General features: G+C 71.6%; 11 protein-coding genes. 9 read left to right on the top strand and 2 right to left on the bottom strand.

Annotation, left to right across the window (positions count from 1 at the left end; all coding sequences use genetic code 11):
• Positions 1-19: 19 nt before the first annotated feature.
• The 8 genes from BKE41_RS16110 to BKE41_RS16145 all read left to right on the top strand — a co-directional run bounded on the left by BKE41_RS16110 (position 20) and on the right by BKE41_RS16145 (position 8,100).
• Positions 20-757 (top strand): hypothetical protein, encoded by a 738-nt coding sequence (locus tag BKE41_RS16110; RefSeq protein ID WP_070999823.1) that lies wholly within the window; start codon positions 20-22, stop codon positions 755-757.
• 103 nt (positions 758-860) lie between these two features.
• The gene (locus BKE41_RS16115) at positions 861-1,178 is read left to right on the top strand and encodes a hypothetical protein (RefSeq protein WP_059409804.1); all 318 of its coding nucleotides are present in this window, start codon (positions 861-863) and stop codon (positions 1,176-1,178) included.
• Entirely contained in the window at positions 1,178-2,551 is a 1,374-nt protein-coding gene (locus tag BKE41_RS16120; protein WP_245295794.1) for a hypothetical protein, read from the top strand. Before BKE41_RS16115 ends, BKE41_RS16120 begins: the two co-directional genes overlap by 1 nt.
• Before the next feature lie 537 nt (positions 2,552-3,088).
• Positions 3,089-3,511: a hypothetical protein gene (locus BKE41_RS16125; protein WP_053621132.1), complete on the top strand. Its 423-nt coding sequence runs from the start codon at positions 3,089-3,091 to the stop codon at positions 3,509-3,511.
• Positions 3,512-3,839: 328 nt separating this feature from the next.
• Positions 3,840-4,064, top strand: coding sequence for an Rmf/CrpP family protein (locus tag BKE41_RS16130; RefSeq protein WP_012319989.1), 225 nt, complete (start codon positions 3,840-3,842; stop codon positions 4,062-4,064).
• Positions 4,065-4,228: 164 nt separating this feature from the next.
• The gene (locus BKE41_RS16135; RefSeq protein WP_070999824.1) at positions 4,229-6,304 is read left to right on the top strand and encodes an ATP-binding protein; all 2,076 of its coding nucleotides are present in this window, start codon (positions 4,229-4,231) and stop codon (positions 6,302-6,304) included.
• A 10-nt stretch (positions 6,305-6,314) separates the two neighbouring features.
• Positions 6,315-6,983, top strand: coding sequence for a response regulator transcription factor (locus tag BKE41_RS16140; protein ID WP_012319991.1), 669 nt, complete (start codon positions 6,315-6,317; stop codon positions 6,981-6,983).
• A gap of 124 nt (positions 6,984-7,107) precedes the next feature.
• Positions 7,108-8,100: a DUF808 domain-containing protein gene (locus BKE41_RS16145; protein WP_012319992.1), complete on the top strand. Its 993-nt coding sequence runs from the start codon at positions 7,108-7,110 to the stop codon at positions 8,098-8,100.
• Here BKE41_RS16145 and BKE41_RS16150 read toward each other — a convergent pair.
• Together BKE41_RS16150 and BKE41_RS16155 are read right to left on the bottom strand one after the other, a co-directional pair.
• A complete protein-coding gene (locus tag BKE41_RS16150) occupies positions 8,074-11,301 on the bottom strand; it encodes a multidrug efflux RND transporter permease subunit (protein WP_070999825.1) in 3,228 nt (1,075 codons plus the stop codon). The two genes, BKE41_RS16145 and BKE41_RS16150, sit on opposite strands and share 27 nt — an antisense overlap.
• A gap of 113 nt (positions 11,302-11,414) precedes the next feature.
• Positions 11,415-12,674, bottom strand: a complete 1,260-nt coding sequence (locus BKE41_RS16155; RefSeq protein WP_024829565.1) for an efflux RND transporter periplasmic adaptor subunit — start codon at positions 12,672-12,674, stop codon at positions 11,415-11,417.
• An 88-nt stretch (positions 12,675-12,762) separates the two neighbouring features.
• Between BKE41_RS16155 and BKE41_RS16160 the strand changes: the two genes are divergently transcribed.
• Positions 12,763-13,362: a TetR/AcrR family transcriptional regulator gene (locus tag BKE41_RS16160; RefSeq protein WP_012319995.1), complete on the top strand. Its 600-nt coding sequence runs from the start codon at positions 12,763-12,765 to the stop codon at positions 13,360-13,362.
• Positions 13,363-13,366 lie beyond the last annotated feature (4 nt).

Genomic DNA, 13,366 nt, shown 5'->3' on the forward strand with positions numbered 1-13,366 from the left:
AATCGAAAGCGCTTGCCCGATGCGTCTCTCGCCCCTCGCTCCCTCGATCCTGCTCGCCACCCTCGCGCTGCTCGCGGGGCCGGCACATGCGGAAGAGAACGAGTGCCGGCGGCCACCGTCGCTGGCCTCAGGTCCGCCCCCGATCTTCGGACGGATCACCGCCCCGGGGCGCACGGCTTTCGTCAAGGACGGACTCGCCCGCGCCAACTGCCCGGACCCGAGCGCCGCCTGCCGCGAGCGCGCCTACCTGGTGACCGCCGATCCCGTCATTCTCGGCGAGCGGCGCGGCGCCTATGTCTGCGCCCACTATCGTGGCGCGGGCGACGATATGGGCCGGTCCGGCTGGCTCCCGGCCGAAGCTGTCGCCGTCGAGCCGTCGGGCACCGTCGCACCGGCGGATTGGCTCGGCACCTGGACCCGGCCGGAGGCGCGCATCCGCTTCACGCCGGGCGACAAGCCGGTCGACAAGCCGGGGATGCTCACTTTCGCGGGGGACGCGACATGGGGTGCCGGCGACCCGGAGCGGGTACGCCGCGGCGGGGTCCATATCGGCGAATTCGCCGGCACGGTCGCGCCGCAGGGCGACGCGGCGAGCTTCGCGGTCGGCGAGAGCGGGGCGCTGCCCGTCGAGACCGGGGACGCCTCCGACTGCAAGGTCTGGCTGCGCCGGGTCGGCCCCTGGCTGATCGTCGACGACAACCTCGCCTGCGGAGGGCTCAACGTCTCCTTCCGCGGCCTCTACCGCCGCCAGCCATGAGCGGCGCGGCGAGACGCGGCCGCCCCGGGCCCGCGCAGGATGCGTCGCGCGACCGGCCTCCGCATGCCTCGCGGACCGGCGCCTGTGTGCAGGACTCTGACCGATGAACATCCACAGCACGGCGCGGCCGAGCCCGTCCCGGCGACGCCGGCGCGTGATCCTCATCCTGTTGCTGATCACGTGGCTGCCGGTCCTGCCCTTCGCCCTCGGCCTCACGCTGACGAGCCTGACCGGATGCACGGTGAACGAGGCGGGCACGCACCCGTGCCCGGTAGCCGGACACGATATCGGCGACCTGCTCTACACGCTGACGATGACGGGCTGGCTGCTGATCCCATTCCTGCCCTTCATGGCCCTGACACTATTGCTCACCGGGCTGCAGGGCCTGCTGATGCTCCTCAAGGCGTGGCGGCGGCGATGATGCGACATGCGATTTGGCGCGCGGCCGCGCTGTTCGGCCTCGGGTTGTCAGCCGTCCCGCTGTCGAGCGTGGCGATAGCCGCGTCAGCGACGTCGGCACGGGCGCAGGCGGCCGAGGCGCAGGGTCCGGCCCTGCCCTACGCCTCCACGCCCGACCTGAGGGCCGCCACGGTGGTACGGGCGGTGCGCGACCAGCGCGCGGCGAACCCGATCGCCGCGGACGAGACGGCGCGGGAACTCGCCCGGCACGATTACGACTCCGTCTTCCGCGGCTTCCTCGACGGGACGCCCCTGCGGCCGGACGATGCGGGCGACGTGCTCACTGCCTTCATCGCCCTGCAATGGATGGTCGCCAACGACGCGACAATCGAGCCGAGCCCGTCGGCCCTGCGGGCGATCCGGAGCCGGTTCGTGGCCCCGATGGCGGAGCGGCCGCCCCTGTCCCAGCCGGCCGCGCGCGCAGCTTTCGCCGAGCAGGTCAAGCTGCGTGCCGTGCTCCACCATGCCGGCTGGCAGGCGGCCAAGCGGCTCGGCGTGCTGCCGCGCTTCCTCGCGGGCCTGTCCAAGGAGTTCATCCCGGTCGCGACGCTGCGGACCCTGGCGCTGACTGACGACGGGCTGGTGCCGAAGGACCGGGCCGGACGCGCGGGCCCGAAGCCGCCGTCGGCCGCGGAGAGCCCGGCCGCGCCGGCCGCGCCCGAACCCCCGCGCCACGCGGCCAACTGGGATTCGGTCGAGGGCGTGTACTTCCGGTCGACCACGGGATTCGGCGTCGGTGGTCTCATGACGATCGATTTCGAGCCGCTGATCTTCCTGCGCGACGGCACCTACTACGAGATCGACGACACCGCGCTGGAAGACGTGGACCTCGCCGCCGAGCGGGGCGCCCGACCCAAGCGGTTCGGGCGGTGGACCGCCAAGGGGGCCGGCTTCGTGCTGACGGACGGGCGCGGCCGTGCCAGCGACTACGCCCTCGGCGACGGCAGCTTCTTCCGGGCCTTCCCGGCCGCTTCGGGCGAGCGCGTGGCGCGGGCGTACCGGCGGCTGTCGGGCGGCGGCAACACCGCCCTGGGGGGCGACGTGGCGATCGCCGTGGAGAGCCGCTACGATTTCCACGCGGACGGGAGCTACGGCCGCGGCGGCTCGGTCGGCGCGACGAATTCCGGGGCCAGCACCGGGGTCGGCACGGCGATCGGCCGTCGGCGCGCGCCGGAGGGCGGCCACTACGCCCTCGATCGCCACACGCTCACCCTGATCACAGCGGATGGCCGGACCCGGCGCCTGTTCTTCGCCTACGGCTCCCAGAAGAATCCCCCCGAGATCGACCACGAGATGATTTTCGTGGGCGACGCCGTCTTCAGCCCGTCGGACTGATCGAGGCGGCGGAGGACCGCCGCTCGGTCGGCGCGCGGCTCTCCGCAGGCGGTGCATCGGCGGATTCGGGTGTGAGTAGACCGCCCCCCAGCCGCGCCCAGTCCTCCAGCGTCCGTCCGCGGGCGACGTGCGGGCCCGAAACGACGGGTCGCGATGTCTGCGCTTCCCCCAGGCGTCCGTAGCGCCGGTACCAAGATCGCGCCCGCTGCACCGGCAGCCCCAACGCCTTCCTCATGCCGTCCCCCTCTGGCGCGAGCGCGAATGCCCACGGCCAAGCTAATCCAGGCCGGGCGCCCGGGCATGTCGGGCCGACCCTGACACGAATGCCGATCTCTCCGACTGCTGATCGGCCCGCGACGGCACAGATGAGGGTGCGGGGCAGCGACCGGCGGCGACCCGCCGACGGCCCCCTCAGGGGACGAGCGGTGGCCGGCGATGGCGGCCGGCATCGCCACCCCGACAGACCGCGCCGCGCGTCCGGATCCGGCATCGGGTCCGATCCGCGCGGACGTCCTTCACCGTCTCTGGAGCAGACCCATGAAACGTCTTGCGATCGCCCTCACGGCGCTGTCCAGCCTCGTCCTGTTCGCGCCGTCGAGTGAGGCGCGGCCCCACGGCCGCGGCTTCCATCATGGGCCCCACCATCTCGGCCACGGTGCCTGGAGGGGGCGACGCCACGGTTTGCACCGCCATCGGCATCACCGTCTCCACCGGCACTACCGGCGGCACCGTGGGTATCGCGGATACCGCGGCGTCCACTTCCGCCCCGCCGGCTACGGTTACCGGCCCTACGCGTATCGCTACGGTGGCTGGGGCAGTCACCGCGGGTTGGGTTTCGCGACCGGCGCCGGCCTGGGCCTCGCGGCGGGCGCCGCCCGCCCCGGTCTCTACGGTGCGGCCTACGGGCGGCCTTACGGCTACCGCTACGCACCGGCCGGCTACGGCTGCGCCTACTACTAGGCTGGCCGTCCGGTCCGCGAGGCCGGGCCATCGCGGCTTTCCGGACAGCGTCCTGCGCCGAGCCGCGCCCGGTCTTCCTCGCGCTTGACGACGCGAGGATCTGATAGCCTTCCGCGCGGCATTCGGATGGATCGGCGCAAGTACCTCAAGGTCCGGTGCCACTTTCGTGCAATGGTCAACCGTTCATCGTTCCGACGCGTGTCGGGATAAGCCCGACACGCGTCGGTGTGAGCGATATCCCGGTTCGAAACAGCTTGCTCGGCTGTTCGATCTCGGCGCTTCTGACCGGGCGGGACATGCTCCCGAGCAGCCGGAGAGATCAGCGCCCATGCTCATGGACATCGTCAAACAGGGCGCCCGCGCGCGCTCCGTCGGTCGGCCCCGCGATGCCTGTCCGTATCCAGGCGAGTCGCGCGAGCGCCGGGCCTGGTTCGAGGGCTACGACGGCTCATCGTGGGCGGTGGCGACGCGGATGCCGCACCCGGCCCGGATGCTGCCCGGATCGACCCTCTGCGACGGCAATGCCGCGTCCGACCCCGCATCCCCGGCCTGACGGCGGGGCGACTTTCCCGTACGAGAGCGGGGGACTTCCAAGGCGATGCGGTGATTGGGGAGGCGGGCGACGATGCGCTCGGGACGGCGCGGTAGGGTGGTCAGGCCGTCCGAGCGATGGGCGGCAGGTGCGGACCGACGCGCAGCGTGCCCGCACACGGACGCATGACCGTCCGACCCCGCGAAGCCATCCGGGGGCCCGAGCCCCAGCTCAGCCGCGGCAGCCGCCGCACCTTCGTCGCCCTCGCCCTCGCGGCCGCGATTCCCGTCCTGCTGCTGAGCGGCTGGGTCGCGACGCTGATGGCGCAGCAGCAGCGCGACCTCGCCCGAAACGCCGCCGTCGCCAGCGCGACCCGGGTCGCCGAGCGCGTCGCCTCCGACATCGCTGCCCAGATCGCTGTCCTTGAGGCCGAGGCGGCCTCCGCGACCCTCGACCGGCCGGACCTCGCGGCCTTCTACGCCGAGGCCGAGCGGCTCAGGCAGGCGCACCCCCTCTGGGAGACGGTGGAGCTCGCCCGACCGGACGGCGCCCAGATCGTCAACCTGCTCCGCTCCCTCGAGGAGGAACTCGGACCGACCTCGGACCGGACGAGCTTCGACGCGGTGGTGCGCACGCGGCAGCCCGTGATCGGCGGGATCGGCCCGGCCGGATCGATCTCGGGCAAGCGCCTCGTGGCCCTGCGCGTGCCGGTGATCCGCGACGGCACGCTGCGCTACGTCCTGTCGATCCGGCTCGCCACCAATGCGGTGAGTTCGATCCTGCGCGACGCCGGCGCCCCCGAGGGCTGGGTCGGCACCATCGTGGACGCGGAGGGCAATACGATCGCCCGAACCCGGGCCGAGGTGGAGGAACTCGGCCACCCGGCGAACCCGGCGCTCCAGGCGGCCATCCGGCACGCCCCGAACGGCTTCTACACCGGACCGACGCTGGAAGGCGCGAATGTCGAGGTGGTCTACCGGACGTTGAAGCATACCGGCGGCTGGTCAGTGCATTTCGGCATGCCGGTCGCGACGCTCAACGCGCCGGTGTCGCGGTCCTACGTCGTGCTGGGCGGCGGCAGCTTCGTCAGCATCGGCCTCGCCCTCGCACTGGTGGGACTGGTAGGCCGAGACATGGCGCAGCGCAGGGCGGGCGAGCAAGCCCGGTTCTCCCTCGCCCTCCGCTCCAGCGAGGAGCAGGGCGCCGTGGCCGCCGAGGCCGCGGAACTCGGCACGCTGCGCTGGGACACGGTCGCGCACCGGGTCACCGGCTCGGCCCGCGCAGCCGATCTCCTCGGGTGGACGGCGGCCGCGGAGGGGCGCGACAGCGATGTGGACGCCGACACCGTCCTGCAGGCTGTCGATCCCGAGGATCGCGGGCGCCTGAGCGAGGCCCTGCACCGGAGCCTCGCCGAGGACACCCCGCTCGACGTCGAGTTCCGCGTGATCCAGGGTGATGGGGACCCGCGCTGGGTGCGGGTCGCCGGCCGCGTGCCGCAGCTCCACGAGCATACTCCGGCCGGGCTGATCTACGGCGTGGTGTCGGACATCGAGCCGCGCAAGCGCGCGGAGGCCGAGCGCTTCGCGCTGCTGCGCCGCCTCGGCGAGGCCCAGGAGAACGAGCAGCGCCGGATCGCCCGCGAACTGCACGACCAGGTCGGCCAGACGGTGACCGGCCTGTCGCTGGGCCTCAAGAGCATGGAGCGGCTCCTGGCACGCGGGGCCACGGCCGAGGCTGGCCGGCAGGTGGAGTGGCTGCAATCCCTCGCCGGCGAGATCGGTCGCGACATCCACCGGGCCGCCGTCGACCTGCGGCCGACCGCCCTCGACGATCTCGGCCTGCGCGAGGCTCTGGCCACCCTGCTGCGCGACTGGAGCCAGCGGCACGGGATCCGCGCGGATCTGGAATTCCTGAGCGAGGCGACCCGGCTGCCGGCCGCGATCGAGACCGCCGTCTACCGGATCGTGCAGGAGGCACTCACGAACGTCCTCAAGCACGCCCGGGCCGCGAGCGTCAGCGTCTCGCTGGAGAAGCGTCCGGGCGAGATGCGGGTCGTCATCGAGGATGACGGCATCGGCTTCGTCACCGAGGACCTGCGCGAGCGCGCCAGCGGCGAGACGCCGGCCAAGTTGCGGCTCGGCCTGTCGGGCATCCGCGAGCGGCTGTCGCTCCTGAGCGGGACCCTCACGCTGGAATCGTCTCCGGGCATCGGCACGACGTTGTTCGTCACCATCCCGATCCCGCACCATCCCGAGACCTGAGGAGAAGCGAATGACGGACCGCATCCGCGTCGCCCTGGCCGACGACCACCCCATCGTCCTCGCGGGGATCCGGACGCTCCTGAACGCCGACCCGGAGATCGAGCTGGTCGGCGAGGCCACCAGCGGCAGCGAGGCGCTGCCGATGATCCACGCCGCGGACCCGGACGTCGCCGTGGTCGACGTCTCGATGCCGGGTCTCAACGGCCTGGAGCTCACCGAGCGCGTCGCCGGGTCGTGCCCGCGGACGCGCGTGCTGGTGCTGACGGTCCACGAGGACGCGGCCTACGTCCAGCCGTTGCTCAAGGCGGGGGCCCGGGGCTACCTCCTCAAGCGCTCGGCCGCGGAGGACCTGCTCCGCGCGGTCCGCGCCGTCGCGGCGGGCGGGATCTACCTCGACCCCTCGGTGGCGAGCCACGCCATGGCGCATCCCGCGACCCCGACTCAGGGCGGGGACACCGAGCCGTCGGCCGAGGCCCTGAGCCCGCGCGAGACCGACGTGCTCCGGCTGATCGCGCAGGGATTCAGCAACAAGGAGATCGCGCGGCGCTTCGATCTCAGCGTCAAGTCCATCGAGACCTACAAGGCGCGGGCCGCCGAGAAGCTGGGCCTGCGCACGCGCGCGGAGATCATCCGCTACGCCGCCGCGCACGGATGGCTCGACGCCCTGGCGCTCCGCTAGGCCCGAGCGAGCGTCGGCAGGATCGTCCCGCCGAAGGTCGGGCGCGCCGAATTTCATCCGTCAGGGATCAAATCCTCCCGCGGATCGTCTCTCTGGCGGACCGGTCACGGATGAGGGGAGACGGGTGAGCGTCGGATTGATCGCCCTGCTGGACGATGTTGCCTTCATGGTCAGGGCCGCGGCGGCCTCCCTCGACGACGTCGCCGGCCAAGCGGCGCGGGCCGGCACCAAGGCCGCCGGCGTCGTCATCGACGACGCGGCCGTGACGCCGCGCTACGTCGTCGGCTTCGCCGCGGAGCGCGAACTGCCGATCGTCGGCCGGATCGCCCTCGGGTCGCTGCGCAACAAGATCCTCTTCTTGCTGCCGGGTGCCCTGGCGCTCAGCGCCTTCGCCCCCTGGGCGATCACGCCGCTCCTCATGCTGGGCGGCGCGTACCTGAGCTTCGAGGGCGCCGAGAAGGTCTACGAGGCCGTGTTCGCCCATCACGGGCACGGCGACGAGGCGGACCAGGAGGGTGGCGCCGGCGGCGATCAGGCCCGCGAAGACCGCCGCGTGGCGAGCGCCATCAAGACCGACTTCATCCTCTCGGCCGAGATCATGGCCATCACCCTCGCGGCGCTGCCGGAGGGCAGCTTCTGGATGCGCGCGGCGGTGCTGGCCATCGTCGCCGTCGGCATCACCGCGGGCGTCTACGGTGTGGTCGCGCTGATCGTGAAGGCCGACGATGCCGGTCTCGCCCTCGCCCGCAGCACCGCCGGCCCGCCGGTCGGAAATCTCATCCGCGGGCTCGGCCGCGGCGTGGTCAGGGGCATGCCGATCCTGCTCACGATCCTGGCGATCATCGGGACGGCGGCGATGATTTGGGTCGGCGGCGGGATCCTCATGCACGGGCTCGAGGCCTACGGCCTGTCGGCGCCGGCCCACGCCGCCCACGCGATGGCGGAGGCCGCTGCGGCGCGCGTGCCGTTCGCCGCGGGCCTCGTCGCGTGGCTCGTCACCGCGACGGTGTCGGGCGTGATCGGGCTGGTCGTCGGCGGAGCCCTGATCCCGCTGACGACATTCGTGCTGGCGCCGGCGTGGCGGGCCCTGTCAGGCCTGTGGCAGCGGCGCGCCTGACGGAAGGCCGTGATCGGGAGCCGCCGGGACCGGCGCGGTCGTCCCTGCGGGAGTGCCGTGGTGCTTGAGCGGCCTGTTGCCGCTCAGACGACGCAGCAGCACGTAGAAGACCGGCGTCAGGAACAGCCCGAAGGCGGTCACGCCGATCATGCCGGAGAACACCGCGACGCCCATCGCGCGGCGCATCTCCGATCCGGCGCCGGTCGCGGTGACCAGCGGCAGCACGCCCATGATGAAGGCCATCGACGTCATGAGGATCGGCCGCAGCCGGAGGCGGCTCGCCTCGATCGCCGCCTGGAGCGGGGTCCGCCCGGCGAACTCGAGCTCGCGCGCGAATTCCACGATCAGGATGGCGTTCTTGGCCGAGAGCCCGACGAGCACGATCAGGCCGATCTGCGTGAACACGTTGTTGTCGCCCGCCGACAGCCACACGCCGAACATGGCGGCGAGCAGGCCCATCGGCACGATCAGCAGGATGGCGAGCGGCAGGGCGAGGCTCTCGTACTGCGCGGCGAGCACGAGGAAGACCAGGAGCAGCGCCAGCGGGAAGACCCAGATCCCGGAATTGCCCGCGATGAACTCCTGGTACGTGAGATCCGTCCACTCGAAGGCGAAGCCCCGCGGCAGCGTCTCGGCCGCGATCCGCGTCGCAGCCGCCTGGGCCTGGCCCGACGAGTATCCGGGCGCCGCGCCGGCGTTGATGTCGGCGGACAGGAAGCCGTTGTAGCGCATGGCCCGCTCCGGTCCGGCGCTCTGGCGGACGCGCAGCAGGGCGGAGAGCGGCACCATCTCGCCCGAACCGGCCCGGACCTTCAGGAGGCCGACGTCGTCAGATCGGGCCCGGAACGGGGCGTCGGCCTGGACGCGCACCGAGTAGGTGCGGCCGAACTTGTTGAAGTCGTTCACGTAGAGCGAGCCGAGATAGATCTGCAGCGTGTCGAAGACGTCCGTCACCGGGATGTTGAGCTGACGTGCCTTCGTCCGGTCGATGTCGGCGAAGAGCTGCGGCACGTTCATCTGGAAGCTCGAGAACAGACCGACGAGTTCCGGTGCCTGGGCGGCCTTGGCCATGAACGCCTTGGTGGCGTCGTTCAGCGCCTCGTAGCCGAGGCCGGCGCGGTCCTCGATCTGCAGCTTGAAGCCGCCGATCGTCCCGAGGCCGTTGACCGGCGGCGGCGGGAACATCGCGATGAAGGCCTCGGGGATCGCGGCATACTTCTTGTTCAGCGACTGCGCGATCGCCGCCCCGTTGAGGGACGGGTCCTTGCGCTCGTCGAACGGCTTCAGCGTCGAGAACACGATCCCCGAGTTGGAACTGTTGGTGAAGCCGTTGATCGAGAGGCCCGGGAAGGCGACGGCGCTCTCGACGCCGGGCTCCTTGAGGGCGATCTCGCTCATGCGGCGGATGACCTCCTCCGTCCGGTCGAGGGTCGCGCCGTCGGGCAGCTGCGCGAAGCCCACGAGGTACTGCTTGTCCTGCCCGGGCACGAAGCCGCCCGGGATCTGGCGGAACAGGCCGCCGGTCAGTCCGACCAGCAGGACGTATAGGACCATCATCACGGTCTTGCGCGACACCGCGAAGCCGACGCCGCGGCCGTAGCCGTCCGAGGCCCGCCCGAAGGCGCGGTTGAACCGGCGGAAGAACCACCCGAGGAGCCGGTCGAGGACGCGGGTCAGGCGATCCTTCGGCGCGTGGTGGTCCTTCAGCAGCAGCGCCGACAGCGCCGGCGAGAGGGTCAGCGAGTTGATCGCCGAGATCACCGTCGAGATCGCGATGGTCAGGGCGAACTGCTTGTAGAACTGGCCGGTCAGCCCGCTGATGAAGGCCAGCGGCACGAAGACAGCGACGAGCACGAGGGCGATGGCGATGATCGGGCCCGAGACCTCGCGCATGGCCTGGTAGCTGGCCTCCCGCGGGGACAGGCCGCTCTCGATATTGCGCTCGACGTTCTCGACCACCACGATCGCGTCGTCGACGACGATGCCGATGGCGAGCACCAGGCCGAACAGGCTCAGCGCGTTGATCGAGAATCCGAAGACGTGCATCACCGCGAAGGTGCCGACAATGGAGACCGGCACGGCGAGCAGCGGGATGATCGACGCCCGCCACGTCTGCAGGAACAGGATCACCACCAGCACGACGAGGGCGATGGCCTCCAGCAGCGTGTGGATCACGGCCTCGATGGAGGCGCGCACGAACTGCGTCGGGTCGTAGACGATCTGGTAATCGACGCCCTCCGGCATGGTCCGCTTGATCTCCGCCATGGTGCGGCGGACCTCGTCCGAGATCTGGATCGCGTTCGAGCCCGGCGATTGGGAGATCGGGATCGCCACCGCCGACTTGTTGTCGAGGAGCGAGCGCAGGGCGTAGTCGGAGGCGCCGAGCTCGATCCGCGCGACGTCGCGCAGGCGGGTGATCGCGCCGTCGGTGCCGGTCTTGACCACGATGTCGCCGAACTGCTCCTCGCTGCTCAGGCGTCCCTCGGCGTTGAGCGAGAGCTGCAGGTCGAGGCCCGGGACGGCCGGCGACGCGCCGATCACGCCGGCCGCGGCCTCCACGTTCTGGGCCTGGATCTCGCGCACGACGTCGCGCGCGGACAGGCCGTGCTCGGCCACCTTCTGCGGGTCGAGCCAGATCCGCATCGCGTAGTCGCCGGAGCCGAAGAGCTGGACCTGGCCGACGCCGTCGAGCCGGGCCAGGCGGTCCTTGATGTTCAGCACCGCGTAGTTGCGCAGGTAGGTCATGTCGTAGCGCCCGTTCGGCGACACGAGATGCACGACCATCGTTAGGTCGGGGGAGCTCTTCACCGTGACGATGCCCAGCTGGCGCACCACGGCCGGCAGGCGCGGCTCGGCCTGCGAGACGCGGTTCTGGACGAGCTGCTGCGCCTTGTCGGGATCGGTCCCCAGCCGGAAGGTGACGGTCAGGGTCATGATGCCGTCGGTCGTGGCCTGGCTCGACATGTAGAGCATGCCTTCGACGCCGTTGATCTGCTCCTCGATCGGCGTCGCCACGGTCTCGACGATCACCTTGGGATTGGCGCCCGGGAAGGTGGCGCGGACGACCACGGAGGGCGGGACCACGTCCGGGTACTCGGAGATCGGCATCGCGAAGAGCGAGAGCAGGCCGCCGATGAAGATGAGCATCGAGAGCACGCCCGCGAAGATCGGGCGGTCGATGAAGAACTTGGAGAGATTCATGCCGCCCTCCGAGGGCTCGAGGCAGGGGCGTCCCGGCGGCCGTAGGCGGCCGCCGTCATCGTCGCGTCGGGGATCTGACTCGGGGGAAGGGAGGCGCGCCCGAGCGGCTTCCGTCAGCGCTGGGCGAGCTTGCGCGGTCCGGACCCGCTGTCCTGCGGCCGCGCTCCCATCGCCACGGGCTCGGGGCTCAGGAGCGTCCCGGGACGGACGCGCTGCAGGCCGTTGACCACGATGCGCTCGCCGCCCGACAGGCCGGAGGTGACCACGCGGAGTCCGTCGACGGCTCGACCGAGGGTCACGGCGCGGAACTCGGCCCGGTTGTCCGCCCCTACCGCGAGCACGAACTTCTTGTCCTGATCGGTGCCGACGGCCCGTTCGTCGACGAGGACGAGGCGTTCCGGAGCGGCCTGACCGAGGCGCATCCGCGCGAACTGGCCCGGGATCAGGCGGCCGTCACCGTTGGAGAAGGTCGCGCGCACGCGGACCGTGCCGCTGCGCGCATCGACCTTGTTGTCGATGAACTGGAGATGCCCGCTGGCGCGCGCGCCGTCGGCGGTCGCCATCTCGACGGGGATGCGGCCGAGCTTGCCGCGCCGGCCGCCCGGCTCGGCGACCGAGGCCAGCGCCTTCAGGACCACGCCCTCGTCGGCGTCGAAGCTGGCGTAGACGGGATCGACCGAGACCAGCGTGGTCAGCACGGCGGCCGCCGCGCCCGTCGCCACGAGGTTGCCCGGCGTGATCTCGCGGCGGCCGACGCGGCCGCTCACCGCAGCCCGCACCTGCGTGTAGCCGAGGTTGAGGCGCGCGGCCTCCAGCGCCGCCTTCGCCGCGTCGAGGCTCGCCCGAGCCTCCTTGAACGCGTTGGCCCGGACGTCGAGGTCGCGTGCCGTAACGATGTGCTGATCCGACAGCTTCTGCCCACGCTCGAGGTCGCTCGCCGTCAGGCCGACGCGCGCCTCGGCGCCCGCGACCTGGGCCTCGAGCCTCTGGACCTCGGCCGCGTAGGGCGCGGGGTCGATGGTCACCAGCAGGTCCCCGGCCTTGACCAGCTCGCCTTCGGCGAAATGCGTGGCCAGGATCGCACCGCCGACCCGGGCGCGCACGTCGATGCGTTCGACCGCTTCCAGGCGCCCCGAGAACTCGTCCCAGAGGATGACGTCGCGCGGCTCGACGGTCGCGACCGCGGCCGGCATCGCCACCTCGGCCGGTGGCGTCGCGGCGATGGCCGCGGTTCCTCGGATCAGCGTCCCCGGTACGAGAGCGTAGGCAGCGCCCGCCAGAAGTGCGATGGCGAGACCGCCGGCGGCGAAGCGCCGGACGGGGAGAGGACCGCGAGAGGGATGACGCTGAGGTTCCACGAGCGACTCCGACATCTGTACAGGTCGCTACACATGTCGGCATGGACGCGGGGCGTCAAGTGACTTATCTACCACTCGATATAAAAGTTGGAGTCCAGAGGCAATGGTGATGGGGCGCCCCCGGTCCTTCGACACGGACAAGGCCCTCGACGAGGCGATGGAGGTGTTCTGGCGCCACGGCTACGACGGCGCGAGCCTCGCGATGCTGACGAAGGCGATGGGCATCAAGCCTCCGAGTCTCTACGCGGCCTTCGGCAGCAAGGAGGGGCTGCTCAAGGCCGCCCTCGACCGATACGCGCAGCGTCGTTCCGAGCACATGCGCTTCGTCCTGGCGGGCGAGACCGCGCACGACGTGGCCGAGCGCTTCCTGAGCAGCATCGCCGAGAGCCACACCGATCCGGCGAACCCGCCCGGCTGCCTCCTGGTCCAGGGCGGGCTCGCCTGCGGGGCGGGTTCGGAGAACATCCCGTTCGAGCTGGCAGCCCGGCGGGCGCAGAGCGAGATGGAACTTCGCGAGCGCTTCGTCCGGGCCCGGGAGGACGGTGACCTCCCGGCGGACGCCGATCCGGTCGCCCTCGCACGGTTCCTGTCGACCGTCGCCTCCGGCATGGGCGTGCTGGCCTCCTCGGGCGCCGACCGCGAGGCGCTGCGGGAAGTCGCGCGCGTCTCGCTGCGGGCCTTCGCGAAGGGGGAGGACGTTTGAGACG

This window comes from Methylobacterium sp. C1, assembly GCF_001854385.1.
Classification (GTDB): Bacteria; Pseudomonadota; Alphaproteobacteria; order Rhizobiales; family Beijerinckiaceae; genus Methylobacterium; species Methylobacterium radiotolerans.

Excerpts from the sequence above, each read along its gene's own strand:
- BKE41_RS16115 (WP_059409804.1), top strand. The coding sequence starts at position 861 with ATGAACATCCACAGCACGGCGCGGCCGAGCCCGTCCCGGCGACGCCGG.
- BKE41_RS16150 (WP_070999825.1), bottom strand. The coding sequence starts at position 11,301 with ATGAATCTCTCCAAGTTCTTCATCGACCGCCCGATCTTCGCGGGCGTG.
- BKE41_RS16110 (WP_070999823.1), top strand. The coding sequence starts at position 20 with ATGCGTCTCTCGCCCCTCGCTCCCTCGATCCTGCTCGCCACCCTCGCG.
- BKE41_RS16120 (WP_245295794.1), top strand. The coding sequence starts at position 1,178 with ATGCGACATGCGATTTGGCGCGCGGCCGCGCTGTTCGGCCTCGGGTTG.
- BKE41_RS16125 (WP_053621132.1), top strand. The coding sequence starts at position 3,089 with ATGAAACGTCTTGCGATCGCCCTCACGGCGCTGTCCAGCCTCGTCCTG.
- BKE41_RS16155 (WP_024829565.1), bottom strand. The coding sequence starts at position 12,674 with ATGTCGGAGTCGCTCGTGGAACCTCAGCGTCATCCCTCTCGCGGTCCT.
- BKE41_RS16135 (WP_070999824.1), top strand. The coding sequence starts at position 4,229 with ATGACCGTCCGACCCCGCGAAGCCATCCGGGGGCCCGAGCCCCAGCTC.
- BKE41_RS16140 (WP_012319991.1), top strand. The coding sequence starts at position 6,315 with ATGACGGACCGCATCCGCGTCGCCCTGGCCGACGACCACCCCATCGTC.
- BKE41_RS16160 (WP_012319995.1), top strand. The coding sequence starts at position 12,763 with ATGGTGATGGGGCGCCCCCGGTCCTTCGACACGGACAAGGCCCTCGAC.
- BKE41_RS16130 (WP_012319989.1), top strand. The coding sequence starts at position 3,840 with ATGCTCATGGACATCGTCAAACAGGGCGCCCGCGCGCGCTCCGTCGGT.